General features: G+C 36.3%; 13 protein-coding genes. All 13 read right to left on the minus strand.

Features of this window, described 5'->3' with window-relative positions:
• Positions 1-73: 73 nt before the first annotated feature.
• The 13 genes from JFU24_RS15525 to JFU24_RS15585 all read right to left on the minus strand — a co-directional run bounded on the left by JFU24_RS15525 (position 74) and on the right by JFU24_RS15585 (position 17469).
• A complete protein-coding gene (locus tag JFU24_RS15525; RefSeq protein ID WP_201188230.1) occupies positions 74-499 on the minus strand; it encodes a DUF2521 family protein in 426 nt (141 codons plus the stop codon).
• A gap of 438 nt (positions 500-937) precedes the next feature.
• Positions 938-1483 (minus strand): LysR substrate-binding domain-containing protein, encoded by a 546-nt coding sequence (locus JFU24_RS15530; RefSeq protein ID WP_242485473.1) that lies wholly within the window; start codon positions 1481-1483, stop codon positions 938-940.
• A 653-nt stretch (positions 1484-2136) separates the two neighbouring features.
• Positions 2137-3087, minus strand: a complete 951-nt coding sequence (gene manA, locus JFU24_RS15535; protein ID WP_201188226.1) for a mannose-6-phosphate isomerase, class I — start codon at positions 3085-3087, stop codon at positions 2137-2139.
• Between the two features lie 61 nt (positions 3088-3148).
• Complete coding sequence (locus JFU24_RS15540) at positions 3149-4042, minus strand: ROK family protein (protein WP_201222451.1); 894 nt, start codon at positions 4040-4042, stop codon at positions 3149-3151.
• Positions 4043-4066: 24 nt separating this feature from the next.
• Positions 4067-4966 (minus strand): ROK family protein, encoded by a 900-nt coding sequence (locus JFU24_RS15545; RefSeq protein ID WP_201188223.1) that lies wholly within the window; start codon positions 4964-4966, stop codon positions 4067-4069.
• 61 nt (positions 4967-5027) lie between these two features.
• On the minus strand, positions 5028-6434 hold the full coding sequence (locus JFU24_RS15550) for a glycoside hydrolase family 1 protein (RefSeq protein ID WP_201222452.1): 1407 nt from the start codon (positions 6432-6434) through the stop codon (positions 5028-5030).
• A 75-nt stretch (positions 6435-6509) separates the two neighbouring features.
• A complete protein-coding gene (locus tag JFU24_RS15555) occupies positions 6510-7964 on the minus strand; it encodes an ABC transporter substrate-binding protein (RefSeq protein WP_201188219.1) in 1455 nt (484 codons plus the stop codon).
• A 39-nt stretch (positions 7965-8003) separates the two neighbouring features.
• A complete protein-coding gene (locus JFU24_RS15560; RefSeq protein ID WP_053349095.1) occupies positions 8004-8858 on the minus strand; it encodes a carbohydrate ABC transporter permease in 855 nt (284 codons plus the stop codon).
• A 189-nt stretch (positions 8859-9047) separates the two neighbouring features.
• The gene (locus JFU24_RS15565; protein ID WP_053349096.1) at positions 9048-9932 is read right to left on the minus strand and encodes an ABC transporter permease; all 885 of its coding nucleotides are present in this window, start codon (positions 9930-9932) and stop codon (positions 9048-9050) included.
• Between the two features lie 255 nt (positions 9933-10187).
• Complete coding sequence (locus tag JFU24_RS15570) at positions 10188-11693, minus strand: response regulator transcription factor (protein ID WP_201188217.1); 1506 nt, start codon at positions 11691-11693, stop codon at positions 10188-10190.
• 1 nt (position 11694) lies between these two features.
• A complete protein-coding gene (locus JFU24_RS15575; protein WP_201222453.1) occupies positions 11695-13515 on the minus strand; it encodes a sensor histidine kinase in 1821 nt (606 codons plus the stop codon).
• A gap of 154 nt (positions 13516-13669) precedes the next feature.
• Positions 13670-16804: an alpha-mannosidase gene (locus tag JFU24_RS15580; protein WP_201222454.1), complete on the minus strand. Its 3135-nt coding sequence runs from the start codon at positions 16802-16804 to the stop codon at positions 13670-13672.
• A 20-nt stretch (positions 16805-16824) separates the two neighbouring features.
• Positions 16825-17469, minus strand: a complete 645-nt coding sequence (locus JFU24_RS15585; protein ID WP_201188212.1) for a YesL family protein — start codon at positions 17467-17469, stop codon at positions 16825-16827.
• Positions 17470-17499: the final 30 nt, after the last annotated feature.

The following is a 17499-nucleotide window of genomic DNA, read 5'->3' on the forward strand; positions in this document are numbered from 1 at the left end:
CCACAAGTCCCTATATCTAAAAGTATGGGACAAACCATGGAATTAGAACAAAGAATGGATACTTCACTCCTTCTTAGTGCAACTTCATTTTATATCGCTTTTCACCCGTCTTAAAGCCGTCCATCCACCATTCACCTACAAACCCTTCACAGCAATAAAACAAACCTTCATTGAAAGCGTTATTTGCCGTTACTTCCCGCCAATACAAAATAAAATTAAAAAGGGTATCAATCAAAAATTTCTCTTCCCTCCAGCACCGAGCCCTTACATCATCCTCCGACTCACCATAATAGCCAAACTTACTATAGTTAGCTCCCAATAAATAGGCCTCAATGGCAACATCAAAATAGCCTTCCTCCAACACCTCCATGAAATCCTGTCCAAAGTAACGCTGAATCCTCACCTTCATATCCTCGATTGAAAGTTCCCTAAGTAACCTTCGCTCAAACTTCAACTGCCTCTCCCTTTGCATCTCCTGTAAACCTAAAATCACAGCCATCATATCACCTCCGGGGTCAGACCCCATTTCCCAAATTATTTCCCAAGTAATATGTAGTTTTTGCGTTCTATCATGAACCATTCATTTATACAGTTGGCAATAATTAATGAGGATAGTTTTAGATATGTTTATAAACGCCAATAATATCAAAATTAACATTTGAAGACTGAAGTGGACGACTTGTACCTCAGACCTTATTTTTACGTTCTTTTGTTTAAAAGAAGCATGTAATAAGACTCCCCTTAGATTAAGGAGGCAATCCTCTACCATCCATGTTGAAAAAGGCAGGCAACACCGTCTTGGATGTAATGCCTGCCACCTTATTTTTATTAAGACTTTATAGATAGAAATATTTACTTACTTCATGTTTAAAAAAGCCAGAGGTGAATTCCCGGAAATCTATTGCAGCTTGAGAGAGATAGTGAGTTTTTTTCCATGCTATCCCAATCGTTCGTTTGCAATTCGGATAGGTGATTGGAATCTGAACGGTTTCGGCATTGATTGGCGTAATAAAGACAATTGAGGCGTGAATGAAACACCCATTCCCATTTCTACAAGTCGGAGTATTGCTCCTGCTTCTTCTAGTTCAATTGGGGTGTAAGGTTCAAAGCCCGCTTCCCTGCAATACTTATCCGTAACGTCCCGGAATCCGTACCCTGACGTTCTGCTGATGAAGGCCTCATTTGCTGCTTCCTGAAGAGCAATGGATTTTTGCTTTGCTAAGTGATGGCTTGGTGGTACCGATAAAAAAATCTCTTCTTCTAATAAGGGCATCCATTCAATGTCGTCTCCATAAATAGGACTCATTGAAATACAAAGGTCGACTTCGACATTCTCTAGTTGTTTTTTCATCCCAGTGGATGAAGCCAAATACTGGCTAATATGTACATTAGGGTTAAGTTTCAAAAATTCAGCGATTAATATAGGAAGAATATGAGGCAACGCAATAGAGACAGAGATCGACCTTTCTATTAATCCAGCCATGTCTTTCAATTGGCGTTCTCCTTCTTCTATATGAAGTATAACTATCCTCCGGTAACTTGCTTCTCGGGTTGCTTCTCGAGGCTATCCTTGCCACCGCGGGTCGCTCACTGCTAGCGTCGCTAAAACTCTTTTATAAGTCCCCTGTACTTCATTCATGCTTTCCACTACCTAACAATAGCTTTGTATTCTTAAAGGATCTTCAACTGGTTAATAAGTAATTCTATGTTTGAAAAATCCAGCATTTACTTTTACATTAAAGTTAACATTGGAATATTATCCCACCCAAGCATCATGATGTAAAGCCATTATATGTATCCCAACTTGAACAATGTCAGAATTTTCAGATTTATTTAATTGCATCATTAACTTCATCCGTTAGAAGTTCGGATAATTTAATATTTTTCCGTCGGTATCTTTTAAATAATGTTGATTCCAGCAGCCGCTTAAAAGAAGGACACAGATGCAAGCAAGATAGCAGAAGAAATTTGAATTTTTCATACTCACACAGCTCTCTGCAATTCTTTTTTCCGTGTATGACAGAAACCAATAAAAAGATAGATGGTAAAACTTACGTCTCTTTTTAAAGCTGGAACGTGGTGCAAAGTGAATCTATGTTTCTATTAATCGTTTTCCGCAACAGAGCCGGATGAGGTCTAAGGGTGTGATACAATAAGCTTCATATTCCCCTTTAAGATAAATTCACCATATTTATACGGCAAAATAAAATGAGCTCCTTTTCTTATTGTGTAACCTTCACTGCCTTTCAACAATCTTCCTTCCCCATCGATGATGCTTACAAGCATAAACGCTTGATTTTGCTGAAATGTCGCTTCTCCATTCACATCCCATTTATTAACAGAGAAAAAGTGATTTTGTACAAACTTTGTAACTTCTACACCTTCTCGCTTTTCTATTTTAGGAGCGATATTGGTATCAATATGAGGTGCATTAATGACGCCCATTGCTTTTTCTAAATGCAGCTCACGTTTACTCCCTTGATTATCTATACGGTCATAATCATAAACTCGGTATGTTGTATCTGAGCTTTGTTGTGTTTCTAACACCAACGTCCCATTACATAAGGCATGAACGGTTCCACTTGGTACGTAGAAAAAATCACCAGGTCTAATGGTAACTTTACGTAAAAACCTCTCCCAATTTCCACTTTGAATCATTTCTCGTACTTCTTCTTTTGTTTTAGCATGATGTCCAAACACTAATTCAGCATCTTGATCACAATCAATGATGTACCAACATTCCGTTTTACCGTACTCGCCATTTTCATGCTCGTTGGCATAATCATCATTTGGATGTACTTGTACAGACAATTCTTCATTCGCATCCAAAATCTTTATAAGAAGCGGAAATTTCTCACTCTTATAGTTTCCAAACAACTCATGGTGATTTTCCCATACTTCTTTTAATGATTTACCTTGAAACTTACCATTTTCAATAAGACTCAGGCCGTTTGGATGGGCAGAAATTGCCCAGCATTCTCCTGTAATTGCTGATGGGATTTCATAGCCAAAACGGTCATAAAGAGCTGTTCCACCCCAAATACGTTCTTGAAAAACCGGTTTTAAAAATAATGGTGTATCATTCATTTTTCTATTCCTTTCTTTATTAGTATAAGTAAAAGAGAATATCATTTTTGTAAAATACTCCCTATTTCCGATTCAAGAAATGAAATAAGGCTCCAATTAAGTTTGCATCGTTATCAAATTTACAAGCTTCAACCGTAATATCCAATGTAGAGATATCATCCTTCAATTGTGCCAATTTATTATTTATGCCTTCAATTACATCCGGTCGCTTGCTGATTCCCCCGCCAATTAGGATCTTGTTAGGATCTAGTACATACTTCAAATTATAGATTCCTATTGCCAGCTTCTTATATAGGTTGGCAATGCATTCATTCGCAATGGAGTCTCCTGCTTCCGCCAATCGAAATATTTCTTCTCCGTCCAACGTTCCCCTTACTAGAGATTTTCTCATTTCGACTTCTTCTACAAGTGAATTTGTCGATGCAACTTTGCTCCAAGTTGATTGTAGAGGGCTCTTACATGATTCTCCCATTATCATGTACCCAAACTCACCTCCGTGAAGGGTAGCTCCACGTAAAATAGATTGGTTAATCACAATTCCCCCGCCAATTCCTGTACCAATTACAATACAAATGTAGAAATCAGTTTCCTTCGCTGCACCTAACCAACCTTCTGCCAAAGCCGCGCAGTTTGCATCATTTTCAACTGACACCTCCAGACCTGTTCGTTCCTTTAGTAAGCTTGTCATGTTTACTCCATGTATAAAGGGAATTGCACTTGCCCCACCAATAAACCCTGTTTCCACGTCTACGGCACCGGGCGAACTTAAAGCGATACCTTGAATTTCAAATGACTCCGAATAATGTTTAACTATTTCGGTAATGTGATCTAAAAATATATCTAATCCTTCTTTAGGAGTTGGAATCTTCCCGCATTCCAGTTTCTTTGATTTGTCATCCATTACCGCATACTTTATATAAGTTCCGCCAAAATCAAACACCATGTAAGCTTTCATTGTCATCCCCTTCACTTACTGGAACTATGCTTGCTGTGTCAACAGAGCCGCGCCGATAACACCAGCTTTTGTTCCTAACGAGGCACATTCAATTTGTACCCTATTACGTAACTGTGGATATAAGTAATCATTTACTTTTTCAAGAAGAATCGGCATTATATACTCTCTTGATTGCATGACCCCCCCGCCTAACACAATCATGTGCGGGTCAATTGTATGAACAATATTGGAGATTCCTTTTGCCAAATAAGTTAGCATGGTATCAACTATCGCTTCCGCTTCTTGCTGGCCGTTCATCGCCAAAGTAAACACTTCTCCCGCATGTCCTGTTATACCTAACTTTTCTTTTCCGAGACGATGCACAGCTGTACCGCTTGCCAAAGATTCCAAAGAGCCAATATTCAGAATATAATGCGTTGGACCATCTCGATTAACCATCATGTTGCCAACTTCCCCCGCACAGAAATTAGCACCTTGAATCAACTGATTGCGATATACATATCCTCCGCCGATTCCTGTACTGATCGTCATATAAAAAACAGATTCTTTTCCTTTGCCTGCCCCAATCGTTGCTTCCGCTAAAGCAGCTGCGTTGGCATCATTATCGAGCACTACTTTTTTCTCTAAAGCTTTTTCTAACATTAGAGCTAAAGGAACCTCATCCCACCCAGGTAAATTGGGAGGGCTTAAAATAATACCTTGCTTTGAATCTAAAGGACCCGGAGCTCCGATTCCTATTGCTTCAATTTTTCTTTTCTGTAACAGCCCCTCGCATATTTTAATCATGTTATCGATGACATGATGTGGTCCTTTGTCACTTTCCGTTTTTACATTGACCTCTTCTATAAGTTTGCCTTCCAATGTCACAACGGCAATTCTCAAGTTTGTTCCACCCAAATCAATGCCAAGAAGATACTTGTCCATTCCCTTCACTTCCTTCGTGATATTCTGATAGAACAAATGCTTAGTAGCGCTCTTCTAATAATCAAAAACCGTTGTTTTCAGATAATTCTTTGTACCATTTACCTGATTTCTTGATTGTGCGCTTGAAGTTTCTATTTAAATCTACTTCTACTAGTCCGTATCGGTTCTTATATGAATTTAACCATGACCAGTTATCCATAAATGTCCATACATGATACCCTTTTACATTGGCACCTTCGTTTAGTGCTTTATGTATCCACTTTAAATGATCTTCGTAAAAGGTAATTCGATAATCATCCTGAATCATTCCACTCTCATCCTTAAAGCGTTCTTCTGCTTCAACTCCCATACCGCTTTCCGATATGAAACATTCAATATTCCCATAGTTTTCTTGGATGTTTTTTAAAATATCGTAGACACCCTTTTCATAAATCTCCCAGCCTCTGTATGGGTTCACCTTTTTCCCTGGCATGTCATAATTATCAAAGTACCGTTCTGGCATGAATGGAGCATTTGGATTTGGGATGTTTTCCTTCGCCTTAACTCTTCGTGGTTGGTAGTAATTAATCCCTAAAAGGTCAACTGTATTTTCACGAATAATATCCAAATCTTCAGTTAAATACTTAGGTAAAAAGTTTTCTACCCGCAACATGTCAATTAGTTTCTCAGGAAAAGTGCCTTTGACTGATGGATCTAGAAAGGAACGGTTAAATAGCAAATCCGCTTTTTCAGCAGCATCTAAGTCAGCAGGGTGATTACTCCTTGGATACGAGGGAGTAACATTCAGTATAATTCCAATTTTTCCTCCTAGCTCTTTATCATGGTATGCCTTAATTGCTTTTGCGGAGGCTAATACAGAATGGAACCCAACTTGAACAGCCTTTCCAAAATCACAAAATGCTGGATAATGATGTCCATATAAATAACCGCATTCAACAGGTACGATTGGCTCATTATGTGTGAACCATTTCATCACACGGTCTCCAAAGTTCTCAAAACAAGTAGACGCATATTCCACATACGCATCAACTACTGAGCGGCTTTCCCAACCACCCTCTTCTTGCATAGCCATAGGCATGTCAAAATGATAGAGATTCACAAAAGGCTCAATCTCATTTTCTAGTAAGGTGTTAATGACGGTATTATAAAAGTCAATCGCCTTTGGATTTATTTCTCCACGCCCCTTTGGAAACATGCGGGACCACGAGATAGAAAATCGAAAACTGTTATGTCCCGTTTCTTTCATGAGCTGAATATCGTCAATAAAATTCGTATAAAACAGTGAAGTGTTATTAGGTCCAATACCCTGGTAAAAACGATTCGGTTCTGTTTCATACCAGTAGTCCCATATATTCTTCCCTTTACCATCTGCCCCTGAAAATCCTTCCATTTGTGTTGCAGATGATGCAGATCCCCACCAAAAGTCTTTCGGAAACATGTAAATATTCTTTTCTACTTCTGTACTCATTTTCAATCCTGCCTTCCCTTAAAAGAAAGCAGTCGGAAAATTAAGTTTCCGACTTTGCCTCCTGAATGAGATCTATTAGTTATTTTTCTTCCACTCATCATATTGTTTTTGAATTTCTGCAAGCACTTTATCTAATCCAGCTTCTTTAAACTTCTTATTAGCCTTTGGTAGATATTCCTCAGGGTCAACACTGCCAGTTAATAGCGGAGGTGCATATTCATTCGCAACGTTTGCAATTGCTGCGATCTCTGTACGAACAGGATTTGTATCAAAATAGAAACCTAAGGTTGGTGCTTGAACAGAAGCATCATTGAATTTTTTGAACGCATCCCATTTATCTTCAGGATCATTTTCATATAACTTAAGAATGAAATGGTTTCCTAGAGAGTAACTTGGCATGTTGTAGCTTTCTACACGAGCTGGAAGGTCTTTAATTTTACCGTTATCGACCTCTTCATAATGCACACCTTCAATACCTCTATCAATTAAATTACGAAGGTATGGATCTGTATTTAATAGATTTAAGAACGCCATAGCCTTCTCTGGATGTTTGGAAGTTGCTGAGATAGCTTGAATAGCCCCTGTTACAGAGTTGTTAAATGTAATCGGATCATGCATTGGTTGAACGGCTACATTATAACCTGCAGAACGAGACCATATTAATTCCGCATATGGCTGGTACATTTCTTTACGTACGAACCAGTTTTGTACCTCTAACGGCCATGGATCTGTACTTGTTGCTGCATCCGCTTTTATATAACCAGCTTTATAGAATTCGTGCATTGTTTTTAACGTTTCCATCATAATATCTGATTCAAAGATATTAACTACCTTTCCTTTATCTCCTTCTAGAGGAAACGCAAACGGCAATTCATCTTCTAATACATAATCAAATGGTAAATACGGTTTGAAAGTTGCAATTGGTGTAAAGTCTGGCTCATTTTCTTTAACTGTCTGCAATAAAGGTTTCAAGTCTTCTAAAGAGTTAATGCTTGAAATATCCATATTGTATTTATCGACTATATCCTTATTAAATACGTACACACTTTGCTGACCTACTTCTTTGTTAGAAGGAATACCGTAAAGCTTTCCATCAATTTTAGCCCCTTCTAAGTACGCTGGATCAATTGTTGCTTTTAATTCTTTTCCATGTGTGTCAAGAAGTTCATTTAGGTCTTTAAATGCTCCTTTTTGTGCATTTAACACATAGTTTCCACCTGCAGTATAGGCAATATCAAATGATTCACCTGAAGCAATCATAACTTGCATTTTTTGATCATAATCGCCCCAGTCAATTTGTCTCATTTTAACGGTTGCGTTAATTTTCTCTTTCGTGTATTTACTTACTTCCTCCATTACTTTATCGACATCTTTTTGAGGTGTCCCAATCGTGTACCACGTAATTTCATAAGGTTTTTCTTCACCAGCTTTACTTCCGCTCGTTTTATCTGAATTCCCTCCACTACATGCAGCTAAAAATGTAGATAAACTTAATAAGAGTACTAGAATAATAGCTAACTTCTTATTCATTTTAACTCCCCCCTTTTATTTGTTTATTTCAAAAAGCAATTATTCCTTAACCCCACCGATTGTCAATCCACTAACAAAGTATTTTTGGAAAAATGGATATGCAATTGCTATTGGCAAAGTTGAAATAACAACCATTGCCATTTTTGCAGCATCTTGAGGTATTGCACTTAATAAATCATTTTGTATACCGCCTGCTAACGAATTTTGCCTTAAAAATTCTATGTTGTTTTCAATTTTCATCAGCATTGATTGCAGTGGCACCAAGTGCGGTTCATCAATGAACAACAGTGCATTAAACCAATCATTCCAGTAACCCAATGTACTAAAAAGGGCAATAGTTGCAAGACCTGGTAATGAAAGTGGAGCAACAATTTTGACAAAGATTCGTAATTCACTTGCTCCATCAATTCTAGCCGATTCCAAAATGGATTCAGGTACAGACCTTTGGAAAAAGGTTCTCATAATTAGAATGTAGAATGCATTCATTGCAAGTGGTAATATCAATGCCCAAATAGAGTTACGTAGATGTAAAAACTGTGTTGCTACTATATAGAAAGGAATTAGTCCTCCACTAAAAAGCATTGTAAAGAATGCAATAAAAGTAAAGAAACCGCGATATTTGAATTGCTTTCTAGAAATAGCGTAGGCATATAAAGAAATCATTATTACACTGACAAGTGTACCAAGCACCGTTACTACAATCGTTATAGTATAAGATTGAAGTAATTGATCCTTCATTTGCCACAAGTATCGATATGCTTCAAAACTCCATATTTCAGGTAGAAGCTGATATCCATTTCGCGCTAAGGTTTTTTCATCAGTTAAAGAGATGACGATTACATATAGAAATGGAAAGATACACATTATAGAAAATGACCCTAACAAAATGTTCATTAAAAGATTAGGAAACCCACTTAGACCATGTGGTGTGTACTTTTTCTTACGCTTACTTTTTTTGTTTGGTTGATTCACTTGGTTTTGAGCATTCCCTTTATTTAATGGAGTAGGTTGAGAGCTATTTTGATTTGTTATCATTGTATTTTGCCACAAAACTGCGGCCACCCTCCTTTCTCTCTCGTTTTTTTAAAATAGGGCATATTCTTTATCAACCTTCTGAACAAGATAATTTGTCAGCATTACTAATGCAAATCCAACAATTGATTGGTAAAGACCAGCGGCAGTACTCATACTAATGTCCCCCATTGTCGTTATCCCTCGGTATACATAAGTATCTATAACGTTTGTTACTGAATATAACGGACCTGAATCACGAGGAACCTGAAAAAACAGACCAAAGTCTGCACTAAAAATTCTACCAACGTTTAAAATGGTTAAAATAACAATGAGCGGTGTTATCATCGGAATCGTAATATTACGAATTTGTTGCCACTTATTTGCACCATCTATCATAGCGGCTTCGTAATAGTTTTTATCAATCCCAACTATAGCTGCTAAATAAACAATACTTCCATAACCAACGCCCTTCCACATACTTGTTAGAACGATAATAACAGGCCAATATTTTGCTTCGTTATACCACGATATAGGGTCTTCTACTCCAAACCATAGAAGTATATTATTAAGTAGACCTCTATCCACGCTTAGAAACGTGAATACGAAATAACTAACAACAACCCATGATAAAAAGTGTGGAAACAGCATTCCTGTTTGGTAAATTTTAGACAATCTCTTATTTGCGAGCTCACTTAGAACAATTGCCACAAACACTGCTAATATAAGCCCAACAACGATAAAGACTAAATTATATAGAACCGTATTTCTTGTAATGATCCAGGCGTCATTTGTATTAAATAAAAACTTGAAGTTTTCAAAGGCAACCCACTCACTATTTAGGATACTTGCAAAAAAACCATTCGGATCATATCGGAAATTTTTAAAGGCAATGACAGTTCCAAACATCGGAAGATATGAAAATAACAATAGCCAAATGGTTCCTGGTAAAACCATGAGGAGCCACACACGATTCTTATAAACATCTTGGAAAAAACTCTTGATACGATTCACAAAGCCCCTCCTCCCTTATATTGAAAACCCTTACATCTCTATATTAAGAAAAAGTAAAAAATGTATAAAGTTAACAATATTAAGATTTACTGTACTTATTAAACATTCGATAGTTAATACAGCATTTTTCATCATTTTTTGATTCTTTTAGGATCAGAGACGCTCCTCAAAACAAAAAAAATCCCGAATAACGGGATATCAAGATTTGATATTCATTGTTCTCCATGCTGATGGTGTAATCCCCACCGCCTTCTTAAACTGTTTATAAAAATAAGCAGAATCCGAATAGCCAACTTGTTTTCCAATTATTCCAGCCTTTAAATGTGTCCCTCTCAACAATTGCTTTGCTTTTTCGAGTCTTAAATGATTAATATACTCAGAGAAAACTAAGCCAGTTTCTTTCTGGAAAAGTTGTCCTAAGTAAATCGAATTTATATGAAATTTATAGCTTAATGTTTTCAAAGAAAGTTCCTCATAAAAATGTTCTTGAATATATTGCACCACGCTTTGAATAATAGGACTTCGATGCTCCGGCTTTTGTTCCAATGTTCTAAAAATTCCTTCGATAAAATCAATAAGAATGTCAACTAAAATTCCAATTGAATAGGCCTCTAAGATTCGCTTTACAATACCTACTGTTTGATCATTTGCATGTGATGATACATCTTTTTGGATAGACGTAACTATTTCAATAGCGAACCCTCTAATAATAGTTGGAGCAACCTTTTTAGTAGATTTATTAATCTCATCGAAGGCACCTTTGATCCACAAAAACGCCTTTTCCTGTTCTGAGCCAACAATATATCTCTTTAGATCATCCAATTCATTCGAAGTAGAAAGGCTTGCTTGCGTATACTGCTTTGTTAATTCATCTGTTATGAGTCCACTTTCTTTGAGTACTAATCGATAGCTAGATAACTCTTTTGCACGTTGATAGCTCTTATACAATTCACTTGTGGAGCAAACAAATGATCCAACATTAATATGATACTTTCCAGAAACATATCCAGCAAATAGCATGTTCAATTCATCTAGTTTTTTCTTAAGGCCATCTTCACAATTAAACGAAACTAAAAGGATAAGTTCGCCATCTGGATTAATAATACAGACAGACTGAAATAACTCCTCTACTCTTTTTCTAAAAAAGGAAGAGTTTTCATGTTCGCCATCTGATATTTGCATTAAAACAACAGCTAGATTCTGACCATCGAACTCCAAACTATACAACTCTACTCTTTCACGCCATTCTTTTGCATCGATGTCTTGATTAAGACATCGCCAAATCGTATTATCTCTTAAAATAGTATAGGCTTCCTCATTATTTGTAGATTTCTCAAGTTTCTCTATACTATTTTCCAATGTTGAAATGAGTTCTTGCTCATTGACAGGCTTTAAAAGATAATTTTCGATTCCTAGCTTCATACCCTTTTTCACATATTCAAATTCTTCGTATCCAGATAAAACGATATATTTTGTATTAGGATGACGTTCTTTCAACGTACTAATTAACTCTAATCCATCCATTATGGGCATCATTATATCAGTTAATAATATATCAACATGACACGTTTCTAACTTTTTAATAGCCTCACTACCATTAGAAGCTTCACCAACAACTTTTAGTCCATAATCTTCCCAAGGTACCAATGCTCTCATGCCTTCAATAATAAATGGTTCATCATCTACTAAAAATACGTTATACATGTTATATCTGTTCCCTCCTAGCTGCTGGAATTCTAACTTCTACAATAGTTTCTTCTCCTTCATTACTACTAATCTGAATTCCATAATTTTGTCCGTATTTTAATTGTATTCTTTGATGAACATTACTCAGCCCGATTGAGCCCTCTGAGGTGGTAGTTCCTTCTAATAATTTAGTTTGAATAGCCAATAGTTTATCTATTGGAATACCTCTCCCATTGTCTTTTATTATTATTTCTATTTCCCGATGAATTCTTTGAACTTTTATTAGTAATTCATTATTATTTGTTTCTTTTCGGAAGCCATGAATCAAATAATTTTCAATAAGGGGTTGAAGGGTAAATTTGAGAATTTTTTCGTCTAAACAATTTTCTGGAATCTCGTACGTTACGTGTAAGCGGTTAGAATATCTAATCTGATTTAGACCTATATACTCCTTAACATGTTGGATTTCATCAGAAATTTGAACGATTTCTTTACTACTTAAAGAATAACGAAATAATTGTCCTAAACTATAAATCATATTACTAGTTGGTTTAGATCCGTCAGCTATAGCTTTCATGCGAATAGCTTCCAATGTATTATATAGAAAATGCGGCTGAATTTGTGACTGAAGCGCTTTCATTTCAGCCTCTCTTTGGCGGATATTTAAAACATATACATCTTTAATATACATGTTTAGATCATCTAACATATCATTGAAACTTTCTGATATGGCTGTTAACTCGTCTTTTTCTCTACTATCAGGTATTCTAATTTGCAAGTTTCCATCTCGAACTTCGTGAATGGCAGTTTCTATTTTATTAATTCTTCTAGAATAAGATCTCATCGCAAAATAGGTTACAGCAATTGCTATACAGGAAAGTAAAACTGTAGATAATAACATATACCTATGAACAATCGTTATTTTCTTAATATCATCCTCAGGCATGAAACCTACATATAAGTAGCCCCTGTGGTCATCAGCCAATGTATTAATATAGTAGTTTTTTCCCTTCCACTTTATTTTCTTAAAGCTCGTTTCAAATGATATATCTTTCAATGGTACTGGAATGGTACCATCGTCTGACGAGTAAAGATAATCCCCATTACGTTGAAAAATATGAACTGTTCCTTTAAATTGGGATTTCCTCAAACGAATCAAATCTTGAATTCCCGCTGTATCATAAAAAACCGTCAGATCCCCTAATTTCTTAAGGGTCGCAGGATCATTAATGGAACGAGATATTTGAATATTGTTGAAGATACTCCTTTCTTGCTCCCACTCAACTTGCTTAAGTTGCAAGTCTTGAGGATGAACAGCTATATCTTCCTGAGTCCCTTTCTTTTGCTCTCTCCTATCCATATATTTATTCCATCTATAGTGGCTATTTATATATTCATACTCTGTACCGGGGCTTGCACTTTTTAAACGCACTGCATTGATATCAGGGTCTTGACTAAAATACGCTTGGAAAAATGTATTAAGGTTGTTCGGAATAAATGAAGAGTTTTCACTGTACTTATCTAGTCGATACGCAAGATATGAATCATAATCATGCTGTAATGCAAATGCAATATCATTATAAATCAGATCTGTTTTTAAATATAATTCTTGCATAACATATTGTACATGCTCATCTTTTTGCTGGAGATAAGATTCGACCCTTTCTAGTGTTTCTGTACTTGCGTCCATTTCTTTCTGAATAATAACTTCTGTATAATAGCGTGATAATACAAGTAGTAATAGAAACATTGTAAGAAGGATTGTTACGGAATAAGTGATTAAAATTTTGCTAAACACCTTATTCGTTAGCCGCCGCCTTATTATATTACTCAAGAACATCCTTTATATCCTCCCATGATGACTTACTAACTCAAGAACATCCCTTATATCCTTCCCTGCAGATTTACTAACTCAACTACTATTTTACTGTATTTCCTGCCGGAAAGTGAAGTTGATTCACTGCCCGACAGTGGGATAAATAGTTTATAATGTATTATCTTATTTCATCATGAAAATAGACTAGTATTGTTTTAATTTCATACGGTTTTATTTCTAAGTCGATTTGTTCGGTTTGTTTCTTGCTATCAACTTGTTCCATCAAGTTTGTTTCATACCATTCTTTAACGTTTCTTGGGAATTCAATCAAGACATTTCCGCGTCGCCCTTCATACTCATGAAGGCGAATAATTACTGCGTCATCACCCTCTTTTTTCTTTATCGCATCGACCTTAACATGATCGTTATTCAGATTCATAAACGAGCTTTCTTCTGGTGAAAATCCACCTTTTACTACTTTCAATTGATTATTTAAAAACCAAGCTTGCTTTACTGTTTGCCCAACTCTCCAATCTCCCTGATGAGGTAGCAGTGAATACGTAAACTCGTGTTCTCCTTGATCTGCGGTTGGATCAGGGTAGATTGCTGCTTTTAGCAAGGATAAGCGAATCGTTTGGTCCTTAATGTCATACCCGTATTTGCAATCATTTAACAAACTCACTCCGTACCCTGTTTCAGAAAGGTCTGCCCACTGATGTCCAACTGTTTCAAATCGTGCCATATCCCAGCTCGTATTCCAATGTGTCGGTCTCTTAACATTACCAAATTGAATATCATAAGTTGCTTCGGTAGAACGAATATCAATTGGGAATGCTACCTTCATTAACTTACGTTGCTCATGCCAATCCACTTTTGTTTTAAAATCAATACGTCTATTTTGAGCATAGAAAATCATATCTTGTTCAACCAAAGAATTTTGATACTTCCATTTCGTCCGGATGACAATACGAAGCGGACCATTTTCAACAACTTCACTTGATACTACATCACGGATTTCCTCCATTTTTTCTTGGTAATACAAATCAATATCCCACGCATCGTGTGCTAATGGTTTATCTTCAAAAATTTGAATGGTGTTTCCTTTTTCCTGTTGTGCTATTACTTCACGCCTAGCTTCCTTATCAAATATACGAGTCAGTTGCAGGGAGTTATTCCATTCAACTTGATAAAAAGGTGTTTCTAACAACATTCCCTTAATAAGAAATGGTGTTTTATTTTCTACCATAGGATCTTGTTTGAATTGAATTTCTACTGCACCAAATTGTTTGGTCTCCTCTAATTCAACTAACCAACCATTTTCAGTTCGTTGGCTATTTAGAATTTCACCTGAACCTGATGTCCATCCTCCAACCACATCATTCGTTTGATCGTATGGGATGAATACACTTTGTTGATCTTGCCAACTAGTTGCATTGAAGACTGTATACGTTCCATGCTTAGGTTCAATAAACTCATTGAAATTATTCTGATCAATTTCGAGTTGTATATCTTCTGCTTGTTTATATTCCACTTTTGCATCTTCATATACTTCCTTAATGGATGAACCAGGAATAATATCATGGAATTGATTTCGCAAAATAATCTTCCAACCTTCATCAAGCTGTTGCTTAGGATATTTCGCCCATGAAGACATTAGAGAGTTCCACACAGACAACCATTCCGACTCCCTATAACTCAACTCGAGTTTACGATTCATTCGTTTTGTATATGCTTGACTTGTATAGGTCCCCCTGTGGTATTCAAGGTACAATTCACCGTCCCAAGTGTGGACATACTCATTTGAATTCTCAATATTTTCGTGTAACTTTTGGAAGTACTCTCCAGCTTTTGTCGTTTTTACTTTTGGCAGTCCTGGCATATTCTCAAATCTGCGACGAAGCTCTATCATCTCTCGATTGACTCCTCCACCCCCATCACCATACCCATAGGAAAGAAGTAAATCTTGGTTAACATCTTTATTCCGGTATGAATTCCATGTACCGTTTACAGTCTTTGCGGTAATCAGCCCATTATATGTATAAAACCATGAATCTTCCGAATTCCAAGGTTCAGGAGTGGTTACAAAATGAGTTAGGATTTCTGTCCCATCAATTCCACGCCATTTAAAAGTATCATTTGGCATACGATTGTACTGATTCCAACTTATTTTAGTGGTCATAAATGTATCGATTCCTGACTTTTTCAAAATTTGTGGAAGTGCCCAGCAATACCCAAATACATCTGGCAGCCATAGATACTTGCAATCTACCTCAAATTCCCTTTTAAAGAATTCCTTCCCGTACAAAATTTGTCTCACTAGTGATTCCCCGCTTGGAATATTACAATCTGCTTCTAACCACATTGCACCCTCAGTTTCCCAACGACCTTCTTTTACACGCTTTTTAATATTTTCATAGATTTCTGGGTAGTCTTCTTTAATATATTCATATAACTGTGGCTGTGTTTGGAGAAAATAATATTCAGGATATTGTTCCATTAATCTTAAAACAGTAGAAAAAGATCGAGCAGCCTTTTCACGTGTATGTTTTAAACGCCATAGCCATGCAACATCAATATGTGTATGACCAACACAATGAATGGTCACAGGATGATGTTTTTCGATTTCGTTAAGACTTTTATTTAATTCCACACTAGCAATCTCACAACTACTAAAAAATGCTTCATTACCTGGTTTACTCCAATTTATTTTCATAAAAGCTTGATTCAACGCTTTTATAATTGCATGTTTTTCTGGTCGGTCATCACCAAGTTCTTTAATTGTTTGCCACGCTGCTAGGGATGTATAATATAAATCATCTACAGCCTCGTCTAACCAAGCCAATTGGGCCATCTCAAGTGTATAAATTTGCTCCTTTGGCTCTCCACCACCTTCAAGTCCAGACCAAAGTCTGAAATCTAATTGAACAGTGTTTCCTATTTCGGTTGGTGGAAAAAATACTTCCTGATGGTTAGAATCAACACCTTGGTATGGATTCCCATTTAAGAATAATAATGATTCAAATCCAGAATTATTTCCTCCGCCTGTACGTCCAAAGTCAAATAAACCAACTACTTTTCTATTTGCCCATTCCGTCGGAAGTTGAACATCTGCATGTAGCCAAAGATACCGGTCTCGCCCCGTCCATTGGTCTCTTAGTTGTAAAGTCGATTCACCCTTTTCTATAGGAGGATATGTGCCTACTACACCCTCATCCTCAATCGTACTAAACTGACCAATCTCAATTCCATCACGATAGCGGTACTGCGCCAATTCTTGTATTCTTGCTTCTAGCTTTCTTTCTACTAAAAACATATAAATCCCCCATTTTTATATTAATTTATACTTTCCTCGATCTTCATATGTTCATTTACTTGTGATTGCTGTTGTTCTAGAGTTTTAAACCTTTTTATACAAACATTCATAATCCAATATGCAGGTAGTACACCTGAAATAAATGGTATAAGTCCCGGCATATTCGTGATTAAATAGCCAATAAAAAACAAACCAATACAAATCATTAATGTAGAAAAAGGACTAATAAGTGAAATAATAAATGATTGTTTTATGTAATCCTTTATTGAGTAATGATAATGTACATACAGAGGGAAAAAGTGAACAATAGCATTCAAATATAAAAGAATGATAAAGCTAATAAAGACATAAAGAATAACGGAAAACGTTCCTTCCATGCTTTCAGCAATTCTTAAATCGACATATAAAAAAAAGCCAATTACTGCATAAATCAGCCCAATACAATTTGAACGGACAAACTCTTTTTTAAAGGTTTCTTTAAATGTTTTCAATAAGGAAACATCCAGGTCCTTCATCTTCCACTTTCGTGTAACAGCAAATAAAGCAACAGTCGCCGGCATAATCCCAAAAACACCTAATCCAGCTACAATAAATACAAACCAAAGAATATTCGTCCATACTAACCTAACGATCCATTCACTTACTTCTTGTAACATTCTCCCCATGTTTTTCATCCCCTACCAATATGATAAAAG

The organism is Peribacillus sp. TH27 (assembly GCF_016650915.1).
Lineage (GTDB): Bacteria > Bacillota > Bacilli > Bacillales > DSM-1321 > Peribacillus > Peribacillus butanolivorans.

Bases quoted from the DNA above. Each gene is read 5' to 3' on its own strand.
- JFU24_RS15530 (WP_242485473.1), bottom strand. From the start codon at position 1,483: ATGGCTGGATTAATAGAAAGGTCGATCTCTGTCTCTATTGCGTTGCCT.
- JFU24_RS15580 (WP_201222454.1), bottom strand. From the start codon at position 16,804: ATGTTTTTAGTAGAAAGAAAGCTAGAAGCAAGAATACAAGAATTGGCG.
- JFU24_RS15545 (WP_201188223.1), bottom strand. From the start codon at position 4,966: ATGGACAAGTATCTTCTTGGCATTGATTTGGGTGGAACAAACTTGAGA.
- JFU24_RS15575 (WP_201222453.1), bottom strand. From the start codon at position 13,515: ATGTTCTTGAGTAATATAATAAGGCGGCGGCTAACGAATAAGGTGTTT.
- JFU24_RS15570 (WP_201188217.1), bottom strand. From the start codon at position 11,693: ATGTATAACGTATTTTTAGTAGATGATGAACCATTTATTATTGAAGGC.
- manA (WP_201188226.1), bottom strand. From the start codon at position 3,087: ATGAATGATACACCATTATTTTTAAAACCGGTTTTTCAAGAACGTATT.
- JFU24_RS15585 (WP_201188212.1), bottom strand. From the start codon at position 17,469: ATGGGGAGAATGTTACAAGAAGTAAGTGAATGGATCGTTAGGTTAGTA.
- JFU24_RS15555 (WP_201188219.1), bottom strand. From the start codon at position 7,964: ATGAATAAGAAGTTAGCTATTATTCTAGTACTCTTATTAAGTTTATCT.
- JFU24_RS15540 (WP_201222451.1), bottom strand. From the start codon at position 4,042: ATGAAAGCTTACATGGTGTTTGATTTTGGCGGAACTTATATAAAGTAT.
- JFU24_RS15560 (WP_053349095.1), bottom strand. From the start codon at position 8,858: ATGAACATTTTGTTAGGGTCATTTTCTATAATGTGTATCTTTCCATTT.
- JFU24_RS15525 (WP_201188230.1), bottom strand. From the start codon at position 499: ATGGCTGTGATTTTAGGTTTACAGGAGATGCAAAGGGAGAGGCAGTTG.
- JFU24_RS15565 (WP_053349096.1), bottom strand. From the start codon at position 9,932: ATGGTTTTACCAGGAACCATTTGGCTATTGTTATTTTCATATCTTCCG.
- JFU24_RS15550 (WP_201222452.1), bottom strand. From the start codon at position 6,434: ATGAGTACAGAAGTAGAAAAGAATATTTACATGTTTCCGAAAGACTTT.